We start from the raw sequence: 19,246 nt of genomic DNA, 5'->3' as shown, positions 1-19,246 counted from the left end.
ATATTCGCTATCGCCATCTACCCTTGGCCGTCGGGGCAGTTCTTGACACCCGGCCCTGCGGCTGGAACTTCGGTGAGAGAAAGCATTGCAAAGTTGACGCTAGCGTCATAATTTGCGCGAACCGAATTGGGAGCGGCACTTTGGACCTGACAGGCGCATCACGTATCGTCGTCATCGGCGGCGGCCAGGCTGGCGCGCAGGCGCTGCAGTCCCTTCGTCAGGGCGGCTATGACGGTTCACTGACGCTTGTCGGCGATGAACCCGCCCTGCCCTACCAGCGTCCGCCGCTCTCGAAAGCCTATATGAAGGGCGAGATGACCGAGGAGCGCCTCTATTTCCGGCCCGCCCCCTGGTATCAGGACCAGAATATCGAAGTCATCCTGTCGACCCGCGCCACCCGCATCGACCGCGCCAATTGCAAGGTCGAACTCGCCCATGGTGGCCACCTCGACTATGACGCCCTGATCATCGCGACAGGCTCGCGCCCACGTGTGCTGCCGACCAAGGGCGCAACGCTTCAGGGCGTCCACGACCTGCGCGACCTGGCAGACGTCGAGAGCATCCGGCCGAACATGGTTGCTGGCCGCAAGATGGTCATTGTCGGGGCAGGCTATATCGGCCTTGAGGCCGCCGCGGTCGCCCGGCAGATGGGCCTCGACGTCACCGTGCTGGAAATGGCGCCGCGCGTGCTGGCCCGCGTCACCAGCCCCGTGATGAGTGAGTTCTTCGAAACCGAGCATCGCGCCCAGGGCGTGCAGATTCTCACCGGCGCCCGCCTCGACCATCTCGACGGGGCCGACGGCAAGGTCTCCGCCGCCATCCTTGCCGACGGCACCCGCATCGACGCCGACATCGTGCTCGTCGGCATCGGCATCCTGCCAAACGAGGAACTCGCAAAGGACGCTGGCATCGCCTGCAATAACGGCATCCTTGTCGACCGCGACGCGCGCACCTCCGATCCGCGGGTCTTCGCAGCAGGCGACTGCGCCAGCCGACCGCTCGTGCATTATGGCCGCTCAGGCCGCCTCGAAAGCGTTCACAACGCGATCGAACAGGGTAAGCTCGCCGCCGCCGCCATTCTCGGCAAGCCGCGCCCGGCCGAAGACTGCCCGTGGTTCTGGTCAGACCAGTACGACCTCAAGCTCCAGATTGCGGGCCTCAGCCAGGACTATGACCAGATCGTCGTGCGCGGCGATCCGAAAGACCGCAAGTTCGCTGCCTTCTACCTGCGCGACGGCACCCTGATCGCAGTGGACGCAATCAACAGCCCGCCAGAGTTCCTCGCCTCGAAAAAGCTCATCATGTCAGGGGCGAAGCTTGCGCCTGACCTGCTTAGCGATACATCAACCCCCATGAAAGATATTGCTGCGGCAGCCCTTGCCGCCTGAAGGAGACAATACAGCCCATGACCAAGATCACTTACGTAGACAATGATGGCACCGAACGCGTTGTCGACGCCACGAATGGCGAATCCGTCATGGAAGCAGCCGTGAAGAACTCGATTCCCGGCATTGATGCTGACTGCGGCGGCGCGTGTGCCTGTGCGACCTGCCACGTCTATGTCGATGCGGCCTTCATGGACAAAGTGGGCGAGCAGCAGGAAATGGAAAAGTCGATGCTCGACTTTGCCGAAAACGTTCAGCCAAACTCGCGCCTGTCCTGCCAGATCACCATCTCCGACGCACTCGACGGCCTGAAGGTCACGACGCCGGAAAGCCAGCACTAACACTTGGCCGCCTATACAGACCTTCTTGCCGGCATCACCCGTGATGCCGCGAACGCTGCTTCTGTGGTCATTCCTGACACATGGATGCAGGGCCGCACCACCTATGGCGGCCTGACGGCGGCCCTCTGCCTCGACGCCGCGATGCCATTGGCGCCCGGCATGCCGATCCGGTCGGCGCAGGTCGCCTTTGTCGGCCCGGTGGGCGGCGCAGTGACCTGCGCGCCGACCCTGCTGCGCCAGGGCAAGAACACGGTCTTCGTGTCCGTCCGCATGATGGGCAGCGAAGGCGTTGCCGCCGAGGCAATCTTCGCCTTCGGCATCGCGCGGGACTCGGCGCTGCGTTTCGCCAACCTTCCGGCGCCGGACGTCACTGCGCCGGATGCCACGCCAAGCTATTTCGGAGACAGCCCCCAGCGTCCCAACTTCACGCGCAATTTCAACATGCGCATCGCGGCAGGCGAGCGGCCCGTCTCGGCATCGGACAAGGCCGACGTGTCGATCTGGATGCGCCACATCGATCCGGCCGCACCGAACGACGCCGTTGCGCTGCTGGCTATTGCGGACGCGCCGCCGCCAGCTGCCATGTCGATGTTCACCGCGCCAGCCCGCATCAGCTCGATGACATGGATGGCCGAATTCCTGACCGACGATATCACCACGACCGACGGATGGTTCCTTGCCCGGCACATCGCTGAAACAGCACGGGACGGCTATTCCAGCCAGGCCATGACCCTGTGGAACAGCGCCGACGAGCCGATGATGGTCGGCCGCCAGACGATTGCGATATTTGGATAGCGCTGTTTGCCCGTCCTAGTGGACGAGCGCGGCTTTCAGGCTTTCGAGATAGTCGAAATGCTCCTGCAGCGTGGCCTTCGCCGTGTCACCCTTGTCGAGCGACTGGATCTTCAGCAGCGTTGCATCCATTTCCGCCTGGACCTCTTCGACCTTCACGCCGTCAAGGTTGCGCGCCTCCTCGGCGAGGATTGTCAGGCCGTCAGGCGTGATGTCGGCAAAGCCGCCCCGGACGAAGATGCGCATCTTCACGGCGTCGCCTTCGAGGACACGCACGATGCCGTTCTTCAGCGTCGTCATGAACGGTGCATGGTTCACCAGCACGCCGAACTCTCCGTCCGTGCCGGGCGCGATCACGTGATCGACCTCGCCGGAGAAGAGTTCTTTCGCGGGAGACACGAGAGAGAAGTGCAGTTTGTCGGCCATAAGGCTGATCCTGTATCTTAAGCGGCGTCAGCCGTCATCTTGGCAGCCTTGGCTTTCGCCTCTTCGATGCCGCCGACCATGTAGAAGGCCTGCTCTGGCAGGTGGTCGAACTCGCCGGCGATCAGGCCCTGGAAGCCCTTGATCGTGTCTTCGAGTTTCACCTGCACGCCTGGCGAACCGGTAAAGATTTCGGCCACGTCGAACGGTTGCGACAGGAAGCGTTCCACTTTCCGGGCGCGGGCCACGGCCAGCTTGTCGTCTTCCGACAGTTCGTCCATGCCGAGAATGGCGATGATGTCCTGCAGTTCCTTGTACTTCTGAAGGATTTCCTGCACGCCACGCGCGATGTTGTAATGGTCTTCGCCAACGATCCGCGGGTCAAGGATGCGGCTCGTGGAGTCGAGCGGGTCCACAGCCGGGTAGATGCCTTTTTCCGAGATCGCGCGGTTGAGAACCGTGGTCGCGTCAAGGTGGGCAAACGATGTGGCTGGCGCAGGGTCGGTAAGGTCATCTGCAGGCACGTACACGGCCTGGACCGAGGTGATCGAACCCTTGTTGGTCGACGTGATGCGTTCCTGCAGCATACCCATGTCGGTGGCCAGCGTCGGCTGGTAGCCCACAGCCGAAGGAATACGGCCGAGAAGCGCGGACACTTCGGCGCCGGCTTGGGTGAAGCGGAAGATGTTGTCGACGAAGAACAGCACGTCCTTGCCTTCTTCATCGCGGAAGTATTCAGCCTGGCACAGGCCGGTCAGCGCGATACGCGCACGCGCGCCCGGAGGCTCGTTCATCTGGCCGTAGACCAGCGCGATACGGCTTTCGCCTTCCAGGTTGATAACCTTGGATTCGATCATCTCGTGGTAAAGGTCGTTACCTTCACGCGTCCGCTCGCCGACACCGGCGAACACCGAGTAGCCGCCGAACAGTTTCGCGATGTTGTTGATCAGTTCCATGATCAGGACGGTCTTGCCAACGCCGGCACCGCCGAACAGGCCGATCTTGCCGCCCTTCACATAAGGGCACAGCAGGTCGATGACCTTGATCCCTGTCACGAGCACTTCGGACTCGGTCGACTGGTCGGTGAAGTCAGGCGCATCAGCGTGGATCGGGCGCTCCATGGTCGAACCGATCGGACCACGCTCATCGATCGGCTCGCCGATGACGTTCATGATGCGGCCAAGCGTTGCCGGGCCAACCGGGACAGTGATCGGGCGGCCAAGGTCAGCCACCGGATTGCCGCGAACCAGGCCCTCGGTGGAGTCCATGGCGATCGTGCGGACCGTGTTCTCGCCGAGGTGCTGGGCAACCTCCAGGACGAGGCGGTTGCCGTTATTGTCGGTCTCAAGTGCGTTGAGGATGCTCGGAAGCTCGCCGTCGAATTCGACGTCGACCACGGCGCCGATGACCTGAGATACGCGGCCTTTTGCGTTTGCGGGAGTGCTCATGCGGGTCGTCTCCTTTGGAGCGGATGTCGTCTTGGGTTTTGAAACGGGGGCGGCTGCAGCCTGGGCCGGCGCGGCAGCGGGTGAAGCGGAGGTCTTGGCTTGGGCGGGCTTGCAGACGCCGCATGCGCGGGTGTCTTTCTGGCCCAGCGCCTTGGCGGCAGCGTCGGCTTCGGCATAGGCCGCGAAGGGACCGTGCCACTTGTCGTCGTCATTGGTGGCATCGCCGCCAACGCCCGCGCCGTTATTGCAATAGCGGCAGTCGGACGCGTGGATACGCGCCCGCTTGCTGCCAAAGTTCTCGTAGATCCAGAAGCTCATCTTGTTTCCTACACCGCCTCTGCACCGGAGATGATCTCGATCAGCTCCTTGGTGATCTGCGCCTGACGGGCGCGGTTATATTGCAGCGACAGGGCATCGATCATGTCACCGGCATTGCGCGTCGCATTGTCCATCGCGGTCATGCGGCTCGCCTGCTCGCCAGCCGCGCTTTCCAGCATGGCCGACAGGAGCTGCGTATTGATATAGCGCGGCAGCAGCGTCTCGAGGATCTCCGTTTCCGACGGCTCGTAGCGATAGATCGCGCCTTTCAGGTCAACGGTCTCGGCATCTGTCGGCGCGGACGCCGGGATGATCTGCTGCGCTGTCGGAACCTGGCTCAACACGTTCTTGAACTGCGAATAGATCAGGTGCGCAACGTCGAACTCGCCATCGTCGAACCTTTTCGTCAGCGAATGACCAAGGCCGATGGCGGACTCGGTATAGTCGCCGCCCTTCACATCGCCGAGGTCGACGTGCGCGATGAACATGTCGCCATAATCGCGCGACAATTGCTCACGGCCCTTCTTGCCGACAGTCAGGATCTTGACCGTCTTGCCTTCGGCCCGCAGCTCGCCAATCTTCTGCCTGGCCAGCTTCACGACGTACGAGTTGAAACCGCCCGCCAAGCCGCGTTCAGCGGTCATCACGACGACGAGGTGCGTCTTGTCCTCACCCGTACCCGCCAACAGCGCGGGTCCGCCGGCACCGGCCGAAGCCGACAGGTTCGCCAGCACCGAGGCCATGCGCGAGGCATAGGGCCGCGAGGCCGTCGCGGCGTCTTGCGCACGCTTCAGCTTCGCTGCGGCCACCATCTGCATGGCCTTCGTGATCTTCCGCGTGGATTTCACGCTGGCGATCCGGTTCTTGAGGTCCTTCAAGCTGGGCATGTCAGGCCTTCTGGTTATTCAAACTAAGCGTCAGGACGGGCGGGATCAGGCGAATTTCGACGTGAAGTCTTCGAGCGCCGCTTTCAGCGCCTCTTCCGACTTGTCCGACAGGACTTTCTCGTCGCGAATCGTTGCCAGCAGGTCCTTCTTGGCACCGCGCAGGTGGGCCAGGAGTTCCTTCTCGTAACGGGTCACATCGCTCACGCCGACCTTGTCGATATAGCCGCGCGTACCGGCATAGATCACGCAGACCTGCTCTTCCATGAGAAGCGGCGAGTATTGCGGCTGCTTCAGCAGTTCGGTCAGGCGCGCACCACGGTTCAGCAGGCGCTGGGTGGCAACATCGAGGTCGGAACCGAATTTCGCGAACGCGGCCATCTCGCGATACTGGGCGAGTTCACCCTTCATCGAGCCGGCAACCTTTTTCATCGCTTTCGTCTGGGCGGCAGAGCCCACGCGCGACACCGAGAGGCCGACGTTCACGGCCGGGCGGATGCCCTGGTAGAACAGGTCGGTTTCAAGGAATATCTGGCCGTCGGTGATCGAGATCACGTTGGTCGGGATATAGGCCGACACGTCGTTGGCCTGGGTCTCGATGATCGGCAGGGCCGTCAGCGAACCGGCGCCAGCCGCGTCGCCCATCTTCGCCGCGCGCTCAAGCAGGCGCGAGTGGAGATAGAACACGTCGCCCGGATAGGCTTCACGGCCCGGAGGACGGCGCAGCAGCAGCGACATCTGGCGATACGCAACAGCTTGCTTCGACAAGTCATCATAGATGATCAGGGCGTGCATGCCGTTGTCGCGGAACCATTCGCCCATCGCGCAACCGGTGAACGGCGCGAGATACTGCAGCGGGGCAGGCTCGGACGCCGTCGCCGAGACGACGATCGTGTAGTCGAGCGCGCCGCGCTCTTCGAGCGTCTTCACAACCTGCGCAACCGTCGAACGCTTCTGGCCGATAGCGACATAGACGCAGAACAGCTTTTCCTTGTCGGACTTGGCCGCGTCATTGGTCTGCTTCTGATTCAGGATCGTGTCGATGCAGACAGCGGTCTTGCCGGTCTGGCGGTCGCCGATGACGAGTTCGCGCTGGCCGCGGCCAACCGGGATCATCGCATCGATGGCCTTGATGCCGGTCATCATCGGCTCGTGAACGCCCTTGCGCGGGATGATGCCCGGCGCCTTCACGTCAACACGTGCGCGCGCTGCAACGTTTTTCAGCGGGCCCTTGCCGTCGATCGGCTCGCCCAGCGGGTCGACAACCCGGCCCAGAAGGCCCTTGCCGACCGGCGCGGACACGATCTCGCCCGAACGCTTGACGGTGTCGCCTTCCTTGATGGCGCTGTCGCTGCCGAAGATCACGACGCCGACATTGTCGCTTTCCAGGTTCAGGGCCATGCCCTTGATGCCGCCGTCGAACTCGACGAGTTCGCCAGCCTGCACGCTGTCGAGGCCGTAGATGCGGGCAATACCGTCACCCACTGAAAGCACCTGGCCGACATCGGAGACTTCAGCGTCGACGCCAAAGTTTTCGATTTGCGACTTCAGGATGCCCGAAATTTCTGCTGCGCTGATATCCATCGAGCTGACTATGCTCCCTTCATGGCGGTGTTCATGCGATCAAGTTTGGCGGCAATGCTGGCATCGACGAGTTTCGACCCGATGCGCAGCTGGATGCCGCCGATGAGCGAGGGATCAACCTCGCTTGTAAGTTCAACCTCGCCGCCAACGGCCTTGGCGAGGATCGATTCGATGCGGGCGCGCTGGTCGCCCGTCATGTCTTTTGCGGTGCGAACGACGGCGCGCTGCACGCCGCGCTGCTTCGCGTAAAGTTCGTCAAAGGCGACCTGCGCCTGCGTGATCTCGCCCGACCGGCCATTCGTGGCCATCACGCCGACGAAATTCGACAACAGGGCGCCAAGGCCCGACTTGGCCATGATGTCGGCCAGCGAGCGGACCTTTTCCTCACGCGAGAAGGCGGGCGATTGCAGCAGCACGGTCAGGTCTTTCGACCCCTTCGCCAGTTCGGCGAATGCCTTGAAATCGCTGTGGACGTCGGCCAGCTGGCCCTTGTCCTGCGCCAGTTCGAACAATGCCCGCGCATAGCGCCGGGCAGCTTCGCTTGCATGTGTAGGTGTCGATGCCGCCAAGGGTCCAGGATCCGTTGCTTGTCGGGGCGGGTAAGGCCCGGAATTATATAAAGAGACAGCGTGCCCGACACGCGCGCCCCATTGATCTGTGCGCCGCTTAGCACCAGAAAATCACCCTGACAACATGACCACAGCGCCAATTTCTGCGGCGGAATGGCACGTAAGCAGGAGAACGCAGCCTACATGAACGAGTAAGGGTCGATATCCACCGATATCCTTACGGGGCGCGGCAGCTTCAACCGGGCTGTCCAAACGGCCATATAGGCTGAAAGATCAACGTTTCTGGGCGATTTGACCAGGAATCGCCGCCTGTGGCGTCCGCGCAGCACCGTAATCGGCGCCGGGGCCGGGCCGAACAGCTCGATTCCCTCACCGTTTGGCGCCGCCAGCGATATGTCGCGGGCCGCCTCATCCACCATTTCCGCGCTCGGCGCCGAGATGATCAGGGCCGCCAGCCGCCCGAATGGCGGCAAACCCAGTTCGGCACGCACATCCCGCTCGATCTGCAGGAAGCCGTCCCGGTCTCCGTCGGCCAGCGCCATCATGGCCGGATTGTCCGGCGCATAGGTCTGCACCAGCGCCCGCCCCGGGCGTTCCGCCCGCCCGGCCCGGCCCGCCACCTGGCTCAGCAGCTGGTAGGTCCGTTCCCCGGCCCGCAGGTCGCCGCCCTTCATGCCCGAATCGGCATCGACCACGCCGACCAGTGTCAGGTTCGGGAAATTGTGCCCCTTGGCCACGATCTGCGTCCCGATCAGCACGTCGATCTCGCCCGCCTCCATCCTCTCGATAATGCCCTGCGTCGCCTCGCCGCCCATCGCCGTATCCGACGAGAATATCTCGATCCGCGCCTCCGGCATCAGCACACGCACCTCCTCGGCCACCCGTTCCACGCCGGGCCCGACCCCCATCAGCGAATCCTTCGCCCCGCAGCTCGGGCACACTGACGGCTTGGGAATCGAATAGCCGGTCACATGGCACACCAGCCGCCCGCTATAGCGGTGCTCGGTCAGCCAGTTCTCGGTCCCCGGCGTCTTCAGCCGCTCGCCGCACGCCTTGCACAGGACAAGCGGCGCATAGCCCCGCCGGTTCAGGAACAAGAGCGTCTGCTCGCCCGCCGCCAGCGTCTCCTGCATCGCGTGGATCAGGTGTGGCGACAGCCAGTGATTCTTTTCCGGCGGCGCCTTGCGCAGGTCTACCAGTTCCACGTCAGGCAACCGCGCCATGCCCGGCCGCGCCGCCAGCATAAGCAGCGTGTAGCGCCCGGCCTCCGCATTCACCACCGTCTCCAGCGCCGGCGTCGCCGACGCCAGCACCACGCCCGCCCGCTCCAGCTTCGCCCGCATCACCGCCATGTCGCGCGCATGATAGGTGACGCCGTCTTCCTGCTTGTAGCTGCCGTCATGTTCTTCATCGACAATGATCAGTTTCAGGTTGGCATAGGGCAGGAACAGCGCCGAACGCGCCCCGATCACGATCCGCGCCCGCCCGTGCGCCGCCTCGCGCCAGGTCCGTCGGCGCTCCTTGTCGGACAGGCCTGAATGCCACGGCGCCGGCGCTGCGCCGAACCGGTCCTCGAAGCGTGACAGGATCGCCTGCGTCAGCGCAATCTCGGGCAGCATGACCAGGATCTGCGAATCCGGGTCCGCCCGCAGCGCTTCGGCAATTGCCTCGAAATACACTTCCGTCTTGCCCGAACCGGTGACGCCATCCAGCAGGAAGGCCGCAAAGCCCCCGGCCCGCATCGCCGTCTTCAGCGCCTCCGCCGCCTCGGCCTGCTCGGCCGTCAGGTCCGCGCCCGGCAGGTCCGGCTGCGGCACGGCAAACGGCGCATCCGCCGCCATCTCCTCGGCCTTGAGCGCCCCCGCGCTTACCAGCCCCTTCACCACCCCGCTCGACACGCCCGCCGCTGCCGCCAGCGTCGCCGCATTCGCCGGGCCTACCTCCCCGGCCGCATCCAGCACGCGCCGCCGCGTATCGGTCAGCTTCTTCGGTTCCTCGCCGGTCAGGTGGAATACGGTCTCCGTCGGCGAGGGCGACAGCCCGCCCCGCGCCCGCAATGTCATGCCCAGCACATGGCCCGGATGCGACACGGTATATTTCGCCGCCCATGAAATGAACTCGCGCATGGCCGCAGGCATCGGCGGCACATCATACACAGAGAGAACAGGCTTCAACTCGCGTCCCGCCGCCGCTTCATCCCCCAGCAGGTCCCACACAACGCCCAGCCGCTCGGTCTGGCCCAGCGGCGCGGTGACATAGCTGCCGACGCTGACATCCATCCCCTCCGGCACCGTATAATCGAACGGTTCGGGCAGGGGCAGGACAAAGAGAATCCGGGCGACAGGCATGGACGAATCCCTACCCCCTCACCTCTACCCTGTCGAACCCCTCACGGCACCCTGTCGCCCCATATCTGAAGATGCCTGCGCAGGCAGGGGCGTCCATGGACGACGGGAGCACGGCGTGCCGAAGGACAGGCCAACCCCATATTCCCTTGCCTTCGAACGGGTCTGCGGAGCATATCCAGGGCGGGTCGCGTATCGCGAACCCACTCCACGCCTGCGCTGCCGCAGTTAGCTCTCGACGGACTCTTGCGACCGCGTATCACCAACGTTTGACTGGCGGGAAATGTCATACCGCCATGACAAAACGGAAGTTGCCGCATGCAGGCACATATTCACTGGCCGCGAAGCTCGCTCAACGAAGCCCCAACGTTTCCCCAATACGGGCACATGAGAAAGAGTCGGCCTTGTGACGTGATCCATAACCCGCCAGTCAGCCAGGGCACGCCGTGAACTGATAAATCCGTCCTCTCGCATATTCCACTTCGCTTTCAACGCATCATGACTGCGTTTCTGCCACGCGCGTGACCAGCGAAGCAAGAAATAGGACAGGTCACTGACCTTAACCGGATCATCGTCGGACGGAACAAGAAAGGTAATAACGGCATTCGGTTCGAACCAGATCGTTTCCCCTGCGTCTCGCGCGCGCCATGAAAAATCCAGGTACTCCTTGGAAACGATGTCAGGATCAAATCTCCCGATACGGTCAAAGACACTCCTGCGCACCATGAAGCAGTGCATTTCGACGCTTTGCGTCCGTCGCCTCTTGAGGTGCGGTCTGATCTGATCAAGCGTATTGCCCTGCAGATAGAACTCTTCATTGAAGTCCTTGCAGCCGTCGTCGGTCTCGTCCAGCGTTTCGTTATTGTTCTCTTCGGGACCCATATGGTGCACAATTGTATGGATCGGACGGCCTTCACACGTAAGGGGGGCAACGATCCCGGCATTGGTCTCGTCTGCGCATGTGACCAAGGCCTCCAGCCAGCCTCTGGAATACACAATATCGTTTTCGACAAAGACGATATACTCGGTTGAGGCATTGTCTATTCCGACATTTCGCGCTTCCGCTGGCGTCATTGCCCCAGCGCATGACACGTAACGAAATCCCCGCCTGTCAGCCTCTTCCCGGCACCACCGCACGACGCTCGCCGGCGCCCCGCCAGTGACCAGCACCAGCTCGAACGGGAAGTCTGTGTGTTCGTAAAGGTTGGCGATTGACTCGCGCATGACACTGTAACGATCCCGCGTCGTAATCACGATAGTCGCACGCACGCTATTGCCTTGCGTCATACCCTGGCCTTTCGTTCTGTTTGGTCCGCGTCTGCTGGTTGGTGTAATTTACTTGCAGACAAGAAATTGTCAAAAATCCCCTGAAATTTGAACCGCTTGGGCGATCCACAAAGGAGATCAGACAGGGCGCTGCAAAACCTTCAGCACCGGCTCGAACCAGGCGCACTTTGAAACCCTTCCCGGCATTGGGCAGGAATCGTGACGAGGAAACGGCAGGTATCACGAGGCGTCAGCCATCCAGTTTCAACGTTGTAATGGCCCGCTCGATATTCTGGAGCAAGGTAGGGTGGCGCGATATCCACCCACCGGCCGCGCCTCTCTCATCCGCCTTATCCAACCCATATCCGGCCTGCGCTATACTGCCCGCATGACCGGCAGCGGCGATCTCATCTCCCATGGCCTGCGCGAAGCCAGCCTCGCGCTGGCCAGCATCATCGGCATGACCAACATTCACCTGAAGCCGCTGACATTGCCGCGCAGCCTCCTGCGGCGGGCCTCCGGGCGGCTGAAGCAGCTGGAAGTGATCGTGCGCCGCCTGCTCACGCTTATGGCCTTGGCGCTGGAACTGGCCCCGGTCCGTCCGCGCCTCACCCCTGCCACCCCCATGCTGCTCCCCGAGGGCACCGAGATCGCCACCTTCCCGGCCCCGCGCCGTTTCGCCCTGTCGGGACGTGTGCAGCCCGCCGTCGATCCGGACGCGTTCGGGCTGTTTCCGGGGTGTGTCCGGGCCTCCGGTCCGGTCCCCGCCGCACCCTTCCTCGCCCATGTCAGCGCCCTCTACAAAGTTCTCGAAGCGCCGGACCTCTATGCCAGACGCCTCGCCCGGTCACTGGATCGCCAGCAGAAGCGCGGCGACCCGAAGCCGGTCGCCCTGCCCATGGCCAGCGCGTACCGTCTCCGCCCCGAACTCGGCGCCATTGCCACGGCCCTTCCGGGCCTGCTCAACGCCGCGCTGGAAACATGGGACAATTCAAGCTGAGTCCGACTGGCTTGTCAGACAGGCATGCCGGGCACCGGGCGGGGTGCCCGGACAGCCGCGCAGCACCTGCCCCAGCGATATGCCTTGCCAGCCTTTCGCCCGCCCCCTACCCCTTCAGGCATGGCAAAAGACATTTCCACCGGCTATGAGCCGCTCACCTCGATCGAGGCCGTCACGTCGGGGCTCGCCAGTGTGGGCTATATTTCCACGCACGAGATTTCGACCGCTGTGTTCCTGGCCCATGGCCTGCGCAAGCCTATCCTGATCGAAGGCCCGGCCGGCGTCGGCAAGACCGATCTGGCCCAATCGCTCGGTCGCTGGCTCGACCTGCCGATCCTGCGGCTGCAATGCTATGAGGGCCTCGACGAGGGCAAGGCATTGTATGAATGGAAATACGGCAAGCAGCTGCTCTACACGCAGATTCTCAAGGAGAAGCTGAACGAGCTGATCGGCTCGGCCGACAATCTCTCCCAGTCGCTGGGCAAACTCGCCTCGTTCGAAGACCTGTTCTTCTCAGAGCAGTTCCTTGAATCCCGCCCCCTGCTGACCGCCATGCAGCAACCGGCCGGTTCGGTCCTGCTGATCGACGAAATCGACAAGTCGGACGAGGAGTTCGAGGCCTTCCTGCTGGAAGTCCTGTCGGACTACCAGGTAACCGTGCCTGAGATCGGTACGATCCGCGCCAATGTCCCGCCGCTGGTGATCCTGACCTCGAACAATGTCCGCGAGCTCGGCGACGCCCTCAAGCGCCGCTGCCTCCACCTCCATATCGGCTTCCCGGACGCCGCCCGCGAACGCCAGATCGTCCAGGCCCGCGTGCCGGATGTCTCGGACATCCTGCTCAAACAGCTCGTCAGCTTCGTTCAGGGCGTGCGCGAAACCGACGTCAAGAAACGTCCCTCCATCTCCGAAACCGTCGACTGGGCCCGCACGCTCCTCCTCATGCACACAACCGCGCTTGATGAGACGTTCGTGCGCACCACGCTCAATGTCCTGCTGAAACACGAGAGCGATATCGCGGCTGTTTCCAAGGAAGTCCCCCGCCTCGTTCGCGAGGCTACTGGGCCAGACAAGACCGGGCGCACGGCCTCCGGCTATCCCGAACTCGGGTAGCGGCGAATGGAGCGTACGCTCACCAATTTCATCCGGGCGCTGCGGTCTTCCGAAGTCCGCGTGTCCACAGGTGAAGCCCTCGATGCGACCCGTGCCGTCGCGCTGATCGGCTATGGCGACCGCTCGCTGCTGAAGGATTCCCTCGGCTGCGTGCTGGCCAAGTCGACCGAGGAGAAAGCAGTCCACGACCGCCTGTTCGACCTCTACTTTTCCCACTCCGATTCCCCGGCAGAGGCTGCCTCCGGCGAACCCGAAGGCGGAACAGACGAAAGCGCCTCCCGGTCATCGCCGGAAGATCTCGTCGAGCTGCTCCAGTCGGGCGACGAGTCGGCAATTTCAACCGCCATGGAACGCGCCGCCGAGGCCGCCGGGATCGAGGACATCCGCTTCTCCACCCAGGTCGCCTATTACGCCCAGCAGATCATCAGGCAGATGGGCGGCGAAGGCCTGCAGCAACGCCTGCTCGAAGCCCTCCAGGGACGAGAGCCCGAAGACGAGGCCGAAGCGCAGGACCTCATCGACATCCGCCGCGACCTGACAATGCGCGCGCGCGAACGGGCCGAGCGCGCTTTCGACGTGTTTGGCGCTGGCGAAACCCAGCAATTCCGCGACGACTTCGCCGCCGAGAAACGCCTCAACGCGCTCGACCGCTATGACATGGAGCGCATGAAAGGCCTGATCGCCAAGATCGCCAAACGCCTCGCCGTCAAGCATTCCCGCCGCCGCCGCAAGCGCAATCGCGGCCAGCTCGACGTACGCCGCACGATGCGCGCCAATGCCGGGCTCGACGGTGTGCCGTTCAACGTCATCTGGCGCCAGAAGAAGAAGGACCGCCCGAAAATCGTGGCGATCTGTGACGTTTCGGGCTCGGTCGCCCAATATGTCCGCTTCCTGCTGCTCCTGCTCTATTCGCTGGCAGACGCGGTGCCGGACATTCACGCCTTCGCCTTTTCCCACCGGCTAAAGCCTGTCGACGACATTCTCGCCGACAATGAATTCGAAGCGGCGATGACCAAGATCATCCGCGAGCTCGGCATGGGCTCGACCGATTACGGCCAGGCCTGGTCTGACCTCAAGGTCGGGCATGAAAACATCATCGACCGGCGCACCACAGTGATCGTCCTCGGCGACGGAAGGTCAAACTATGGCGACCCGCGCGCCGACCTGTTCCGTGAGTTTGCCCAGCGGGCGAAAAGCATGATCTGGCTCAATCCCGAAGGCCGCGCCCTCTGGGGCACTGGCGACAGCGCCATCCCGCGCTACCTGCCCTTCTGCACACAGATGAGCCATGTCGCGACGCTGAAGGATCTTGAACGCGCCGTCGATGAAGTGCTCAGCGCCTATGGATGAGGCATGCCCAGCACATTGATCTGCACGAAAGCGGCCATGTTGATGGCAACGGTCATCCAGAACAGGTACCGGAACGTGCCCTTGCGTGTCTTGTGGCGGAATATTTCCTGCGCCGCGATCGCGCCCGGCCAGCCACCAACAAGGCCAAGCAGGAGCAGGACCGTTTCCGATATCCGCCAGTTCTTCTGGATCGCGGCCTTCTTGTCGATCCAGTAGGCGATGATGCAGCCCAGACTGGCGACGCCATAGATGATGTACCAGTTCGGGGAAACCGTGATTACGCTGGCGATGGACGCAACAATGCCGATGAACGCTGCGATTACCAGGAACGGCGGCAAATGCCGCAGGTACGACAAAAGGGACCGTCTTTCCACCACGACCGGTTCCAGGATCGGCACGGCATTTTCAGCGCGCTCGCGACCGGTCGGGTCGAGCACCGCGTCAAACGCATAGACCTGGCCGATATCGAGCCGCTTGTCGGTCTTCGGCAGGCTCTTGATATGAAGGAAAACGTTCGGTCCGCCGTCATCTGGCGCGAGGAAACCGAAACCGCGGTCCGCGTACCATTCAACAAGCCGGCCTTCACGTCGCGTCATCGGTTCCGTTTCCTTGTTCCACAGCCGCGGCAAGGGCCGCACTGAGGAAGAGATCAATATCGCCGTCGAGTACACCTTGAGTATCCGAGGTTTCAACCTCCGTACGCAGGTCCTTCACCATCTGATAGGGCTGCAGCACATAGGAACGGATCTGGTGGCCGAATCCGATGGCGCTTTTGGCCGCGTTGGCATCGGAAGCGGCATCGCGGCGTTTTTGCAATTCCTGCTCATAGAGTTTCGAGCGCAGCATGCGCCAGGCCTGGTCGCGGTTCTGGTGCTGCGAGCGTGACACCTGGCAGGCAACGACAATCCCGCTGGGCGCGTGCGTCAGGCGCACGGCACTGTCGGTCTTGTTGATATGCTGGCCGCCCGCTCCGGAAGCGCGGTAAGTATCGGTGCGCACGTCGGACGGGTTGATCTCGATCTCGATATTGTCGTCGATCACGGGCGAAACGCTGACCGAGGCAAAGCTGGTATGGCGCCGCGCCGAACTGTCGAACGGCGAGATGCGTACAAGCCGATGTACACCCTGTTCCGATTTCAGCCAGCCATAGGCGTTCTCGCCCTTGATCTGGACGGTGGCCGACTTGATGCCCGCCTCTTCTCCTTCGCGTTCGTCAAGTTCCTCGACCTGCATGCCGTGGGCATCGGCCCAACGCATGTACATGCGCCTGAGAATGCTCGCCCAATCCTGGCTCTCGGTGCCGCCTTCACCAGCATTGATCTGGACGAAGGCGTCATTGGCATCCACTTCGCCGGACAGGAGGGCTGCGAGTTCGGCCTTTTCGGCGCGCTCGGCGGCTTTTGACAAGGTGCGTTCGATATCCGCGATCATTGCGGCATCACCATCGGCGAGTTCGAGCAATTCCTCAGCGTCTTTTGCTTCCCGTTGCAGGGATTCGACCATCGCGATGCCGTCGGCAAGGCGCTGGCGTTCGCGCATCATGGCCTGCGCTGCCTGCGGATCGTCCCAGAAGTCCGGGCGCTCGGAAAGGTTGGTCAGCTCATCGAGTCGTTTTGTGGCTGTATCCCAGTCAAAGACGCCTCCGCAGCAAGTCGGACGACTGGCGGATCTGGTCGATCAGGGATTTTATTTCTGCGGACATGTGAACAAGCCTTTTTGGGCGCAATTGCGGAAATGGAACAGCAGGGCCCGGGATAGCCGAGCAACCCCCTGCGGTCAAAAGCCTGGTCAGAAAATACCGTCGAGATTGTCGTCGGCAGTCGCTTCTGGCGCCTTGGGCGGCATGCCATCCTCCGGGACAGGTTGCTCGCCTGTGCGCGGATCGAAAGTGCCGAACGTACCGGAACCGGAGCCCGAATTCCCGCACGCACCCGAAATCGACAAGCAATCATCGGTGCCGTTGAAGGCCGCCATGCCGGGCTCGGTGCCCGGCCGGAATGCTTCGTCGATGACAACTGAAGTGCCAGGGCCAGGCAACTCGCCGGAACGGGCATCGATCTTCACCAGGCGCACGCCGGGAGGTATCCGGAACGGGATGGCTGGCGTGGTCTCGAGCGCCTTTTCCATGAAATCGGTAAAGATCGGTGCCGCCACCGAACCGCCCGCCTCACCTTCGCCCAGTGAACGGTTGTCGTCGAATCCGACGCGCACACCGACCACGATATCTGGTGAGAAGCCCATGAACACCGCGTCGCGATAATCATCGGTCGTACCTGTCTTACCGGCGAGCGGCTTGCCGACGCGCAGGGCCCGGCGACCGGTCCCCCGCTCGACCACGCCTTCCAGCATGTGGGTGATCTGGTAGGCGATGATCGGGTCGAGCACCTGTTCGCGATTGTCGGCCAGTTCCGGCGGCCCCTGACCATTCCATTCCTCAGCATTGCACCCTTCGCAAGCGCGTTCATCGTGCCGGAACAGGGTGCGTCCATGACGGTCCTGCACCCGGTCGAGCAGCGTCGGGGTCACCATCTTGCCGCCGTTGACGAACGACGCGTAGCCGCGCGCCAGATTGATCAGGTACGCATCGCCCGCGCCGAGGGACATGGCCGAGTAGGGCGGCAGCTTGTCATAGACACCGAGACGCTCGGACAGCTCGGAGACCGCCTCCATGCCGATATCCTGGGCCACGCGGGCCGTAACCTGGTTGAGGGACTTCTCGAGCGCAACGCGCAGCGTGACCATGCCGTAGGAACGGCCTTCGGTATAGTTGGCCGGGCGCCAGTAGTCGCCGGTAGACACATCGAACGAAACGAATGGCGCGTCCAGCATCCGGGTCGCCGGCGTGTACCCTTTCTCGAGCGCCGCCGCATAGACGAAAGGCTTGAAGCTCGATCCGGGTTGGCGCTTCGATTGCGTGACGCGGTTATAATTGCTCTTGAAGAAGGAATAGCCGCCCTGCATCGCAAGGATCCGGCCTGTGTGCGGGTCAATGGCGATCAGCGATCCATCGACCTCCGGCACCTGGCGCAGCGTGGCATTGCCCACGGGCAGGAACATGGATTGCGCCGCCGGCTTGGCGATCGGATTGCCCTCTTCGTCAAGCTGAGGCGTCTCTGGGTCCGGCGCGCCTGTCTCGCTGGCGTTCAGGACCTGTCGCTTCAGTTCGGCCAGGACGACGAAGCCGACCTGCAGGCCCGGCTTGCCAACCCCAGGCTTGAAGGTCTTGGCCCATTCGAGCTCTTCTGCTGGCAGCCTGATCTTTGCGCCATCGGTCAGCAGGAGTTCGGCGCCCTTGGAATTGATCGAGGTGACGAGGCCTGCTTCCCATGTGCCATAGCCGCCGGGCAATGCGACTGCATTCAGCGCCTCGAGCATGCCATCACCAATCGGCAGTGTCGCCACGGGCCCGCGATAGCCATGGCGGCGGTCGTAGGCAACAAGGCCATCCTGCAACGCTTGCTGGGCGGCCAGTTGCATGCGCGTATCGATCGTCGACCGGATCGACAATCCGCCCTGTCCAAGCGTTTCTTCGCCATAAGTCTTGATCAGGTCGCGGCGCAATTCCTGCACGAAATACGTGGCTGCCGCATATTCTGGCCCCCGCAGGCGTTTCGTCGTGGTCAGCGGCATCGCAATCGCCTCATCGGCCTGCTCGCGCGAAATGTAATTGTCCTCGACCATGCGGTTCAGGACGTAGTTGCGGCGGAAGAGGAGCTTTTCCGGATTGGTGTAAGGGTTCACCGCCGAAGGCGCCTTGGCCAGAGAGGCCAGTACGGCAGCTTCCGAAAGGTTCAGCTCCGGCAGGGACTTGTTGAAATAATTGAGCGCAGCTGAGCCGACGCCATACGAGCGTCCGCCGAGATAGATTTCGTTGAGGTAGAGTTCGAGAATTTGTCCCTTGGTGAACTCTTTCTCCATGCGTTGGGCGACGATCGCTTCCTTGGCCTTGCGCTTGAGGTTCTGGTCGCGGGTCAGCAGCATGTTCTTGGCTACCTGCTGCGTAATCGTCGATCCACCCTGCAGGCCGCCCGACCCGGTCACCTTGTTCTTGGCAGAATTCACGGCGCCGCGCGTGATGCCGACATAATCGAGCCCGTCATGCGTGAAGAAGTTCTTGTCCTCCGCCGCCACGAAAGCATCGATGACATGCTTGGGGATCGACTTATAGGGCACGAACACGCGGTGCTCGTCTGCAAACTCGGCAATCAGCGTCCCGTCGCCAGCATGAACTCGCGACGTGATCGGCGGCTCATATTGCTTGAGCTTGGCCACGCTCGGCACATCGCGGCCCAACGCGGCAAAATACATCCACAGCGCAATGAACCCGATTATCGCCAGAACGAAGCCGACGATGACAGTCCACTTTGCCACCGGCCAAACCCAGGTCGGAATGCGGGGTTTCTCGTAGGCATCAGCCATATGCTCGTC

Annotated in this window: 16 protein-coding genes; 6 read left to right on the top strand and 10 right to left on the bottom strand. The window is 62.6% G+C overall.

Annotation, left to right across the window (positions count from 1 at the left end):
• Positions 1–140: 140 nt before the first annotated feature.
• Genes AC0L7I_RS10160 through AC0L7I_RS10150 form a run of 3 tightly spaced genes read left to right on the top strand, consistent with a single transcriptional unit; the run spans position 141 to position 2,521 of the window.
• On the top strand, positions 141–1,388 hold the full coding sequence (locus AC0L7I_RS10160) for an NAD(P)/FAD-dependent oxidoreductase (protein WP_473396317.1): 1,248 nt from the start codon (positions 141–143) through the stop codon (positions 1,386–1,388).
• Positions 1,389–1,405: 17 nt separating this feature from the next.
• Entirely contained in the window at positions 1,406–1,726 is a 321-nt protein-coding gene (locus tag AC0L7I_RS10155; protein ID WP_473396316.1) for a 2Fe-2S iron-sulfur cluster-binding protein, read from the top strand.
• A 3-nt stretch (positions 1,727–1,729) separates the two neighbouring features.
• Positions 1,730–2,521: a thioesterase family protein gene (locus tag AC0L7I_RS10150; RefSeq protein WP_473396315.1), complete on the top strand. Its 792-nt coding sequence runs from the start codon at positions 1,730–1,732 to the stop codon at positions 2,519–2,521.
• 15 nt (positions 2,522–2,536) lie between these two features.
• On the opposite strand, the gene AC0L7I_RS10145 is transcribed toward AC0L7I_RS10150, so the two are convergent.
• The 7 genes from AC0L7I_RS10145 to AC0L7I_RS10115 all read right to left on the bottom strand — a co-directional run bounded on the left by AC0L7I_RS10145 (position 2,537) and on the right by AC0L7I_RS10115 (position 11,376).
• Entirely contained in the window at positions 2,537–2,944 is a 408-nt protein-coding gene (locus AC0L7I_RS10145; protein ID WP_473396314.1) for an ATP synthase F1 subunit epsilon, read from the bottom strand.
• Positions 2,945–2,961: 17 nt separating this feature from the next.
• Positions 2,962–4,389 carry a F0F1 ATP synthase subunit beta gene (gene atpD / locus AC0L7I_RS10140; protein WP_473399139.1) on the bottom strand — a complete coding sequence of 476 codons (1,428 nt, stop codon included), beginning with the start codon at positions 4,387–4,389 and terminating at the stop codon, positions 2,962–2,964.
• 326 nt (positions 4,390–4,715) lie between these two features.
• Complete coding sequence (locus AC0L7I_RS10135) at positions 4,716–5,594, bottom strand: F0F1 ATP synthase subunit gamma (protein ID WP_473396313.1); 879 nt, start codon at positions 5,592–5,594, stop codon at positions 4,716–4,718.
• Between the two features lie 45 nt (positions 5,595–5,639).
• Positions 5,640–7,175 carry a F0F1 ATP synthase subunit alpha gene (atpA, locus tag AC0L7I_RS10130; RefSeq protein WP_473396312.1) on the bottom strand — a complete coding sequence of 512 codons (1,536 nt, stop codon included), beginning with the start codon at positions 7,173–7,175 and terminating at the stop codon, positions 5,640–5,642.
• A gap of 8 nt (positions 7,176–7,183) precedes the next feature.
• Positions 7,184–7,744, bottom strand: coding sequence for an ATP synthase F1 subunit delta (gene atpH / locus AC0L7I_RS10125; protein WP_473396311.1), 561 nt, complete (start codon positions 7,742–7,744; stop codon positions 7,184–7,186).
• Between the two features lie 179 nt (positions 7,745–7,923).
• Entirely contained in the window at positions 7,924–10,092 is a 2,169-nt protein-coding gene (locus AC0L7I_RS10120) for a primosomal protein N' (RefSeq protein WP_473396310.1), read from the bottom strand.
• A 225-nt stretch (positions 10,093–10,317) separates the two neighbouring features.
• The gene (locus AC0L7I_RS10115; RefSeq protein WP_473396309.1) at positions 10,318–11,376 is read right to left on the bottom strand and encodes a glycosyltransferase family 2 protein; all 1,059 of its coding nucleotides are present in this window, start codon (positions 11,374–11,376) and stop codon (positions 10,318–10,320) included.
• 286 nt (positions 11,377–11,662) lie between these two features.
• On the opposite strand from AC0L7I_RS10115, the gene AC0L7I_RS10110 reads away from it, so the two are divergent.
• From AC0L7I_RS10110 to AC0L7I_RS10100, 3 genes are all read left to right on the top strand, one after another.
• Positions 11,663–12,355 (top strand): hypothetical protein, encoded by a 693-nt coding sequence (locus tag AC0L7I_RS10110; RefSeq protein WP_473396308.1) that lies wholly within the window; start codon positions 11,663–11,665, stop codon positions 12,353–12,355.
• Positions 12,356–12,475: 120 nt separating this feature from the next.
• Positions 12,476–13,468, top strand: coding sequence for an AAA family ATPase (locus tag AC0L7I_RS10105; protein WP_473396307.1), 993 nt, complete (start codon positions 12,476–12,478; stop codon positions 13,466–13,468).
• 6 nt (positions 13,469–13,474) lie between these two features.
• Positions 13,475–14,818 (top strand): vWA domain-containing protein, encoded by a 1,344-nt coding sequence (locus tag AC0L7I_RS10100; RefSeq protein WP_473396306.1) that lies wholly within the window; start codon positions 13,475–13,477, stop codon positions 14,816–14,818.
• Here AC0L7I_RS10100 and AC0L7I_RS10095 read toward each other — a convergent pair.
• The 3 genes from AC0L7I_RS10095 to AC0L7I_RS10085 form a co-directional block, all read right to left on the bottom strand.
• Entirely contained in the window at positions 14,809–15,414 is a 606-nt protein-coding gene (locus AC0L7I_RS10095) for a DUF1294 domain-containing protein (RefSeq protein ID WP_473396305.1), read from the bottom strand. The genes AC0L7I_RS10100 and AC0L7I_RS10095 overlap by 10 nt on opposite strands.
• Positions 15,401–16,520, bottom strand: a protein-coding gene (prfB, locus tag AC0L7I_RS10090) for a peptide chain release factor 2 (protein ID WP_473396304.1) whose coding sequence is annotated in 2 segments (ribosomal slippage) — positions 15,401–16,450 and positions 16,452–16,520 — 1,119 coding nt in all. Because the reading frame shifts where the segments join, the coding sequence is not laid out codon by codon here. The genes AC0L7I_RS10095 and prfB overlap by 14 nt, the downstream gene beginning before the upstream one ends.
• Before the next feature lie 86 nt (positions 16,521–16,606).
• Positions 16,607–19,237 (bottom strand): penicillin-binding protein 1A, encoded by a 2,631-nt coding sequence (locus AC0L7I_RS10085; RefSeq protein WP_473396303.1) that lies wholly within the window; start codon positions 19,235–19,237, stop codon positions 16,607–16,609.
• Positions 19,238–19,246: the final 9 nt, after the last annotated feature.

It is taken from the genome of Hyphomonas sp. J20-32 (assembly GCF_055808555.1).
This window is presented reverse-complemented; position numbering and strand designations above follow the sequence as displayed.

Excerpts from the sequence above, each read along its gene's own strand:
- AC0L7I_RS10155 (WP_473396316.1), top strand. The coding sequence starts at position 1,406 with ATGACCAAGATCACTTACGTAGACAATGATGGCACCGAACGCGTTGTC.
- AC0L7I_RS10145 (WP_473396314.1), bottom strand. The coding sequence starts at position 2,944 with ATGGCCGACAAACTGCACTTCTCTCTCGTGTCTCCCGCGAAAGAACTC.
- atpD (WP_473399139.1), bottom strand. The coding sequence starts at position 4,389 with ATGAGCACTCCCGCAAACGCAAAAGGCCGCGTATCTCAGGTCATCGGC.
- AC0L7I_RS10135 (WP_473396313.1), bottom strand. The coding sequence starts at position 5,594 with ATGCCCAGCTTGAAGGACCTCAAGAACCGGATCGCCAGCGTGAAATCC.
- atpA (WP_473396312.1), bottom strand. The coding sequence starts at position 7,175 with ATGGATATCAGCGCAGCAGAAATTTCGGGCATCCTGAAGTCGCAAATC.
- AC0L7I_RS10120 (WP_473396310.1), bottom strand. The coding sequence starts at position 10,092 with ATGCCTGTCGCCCGGATTCTCTTTGTCCTGCCCCTGCCCGAACCGTTC.
- AC0L7I_RS10115 (WP_473396309.1), bottom strand. The coding sequence starts at position 11,376 with ATGACGCAAGGCAATAGCGTGCGTGCGACTATCGTGATTACGACGCGG.
- AC0L7I_RS10105 (WP_473396307.1), top strand. The coding sequence starts at position 12,476 with ATGGCAAAAGACATTTCCACCGGCTATGAGCCGCTCACCTCGATCGAG.
- AC0L7I_RS10100 (WP_473396306.1), top strand. The coding sequence starts at position 13,475 with ATGGAGCGTACGCTCACCAATTTCATCCGGGCGCTGCGGTCTTCCGAA.
- AC0L7I_RS10095 (WP_473396305.1), bottom strand. The coding sequence starts at position 15,414 with ATGACGCGACGTGAAGGCCGGCTTGTTGAATGGTACGCGGACCGCGGT.
- AC0L7I_RS10085 (WP_473396303.1), bottom strand. The coding sequence starts at position 19,237 with ATGGCTGATGCCTACGAGAAACCCCGCATTCCGACCTGGGTTTGGCCG.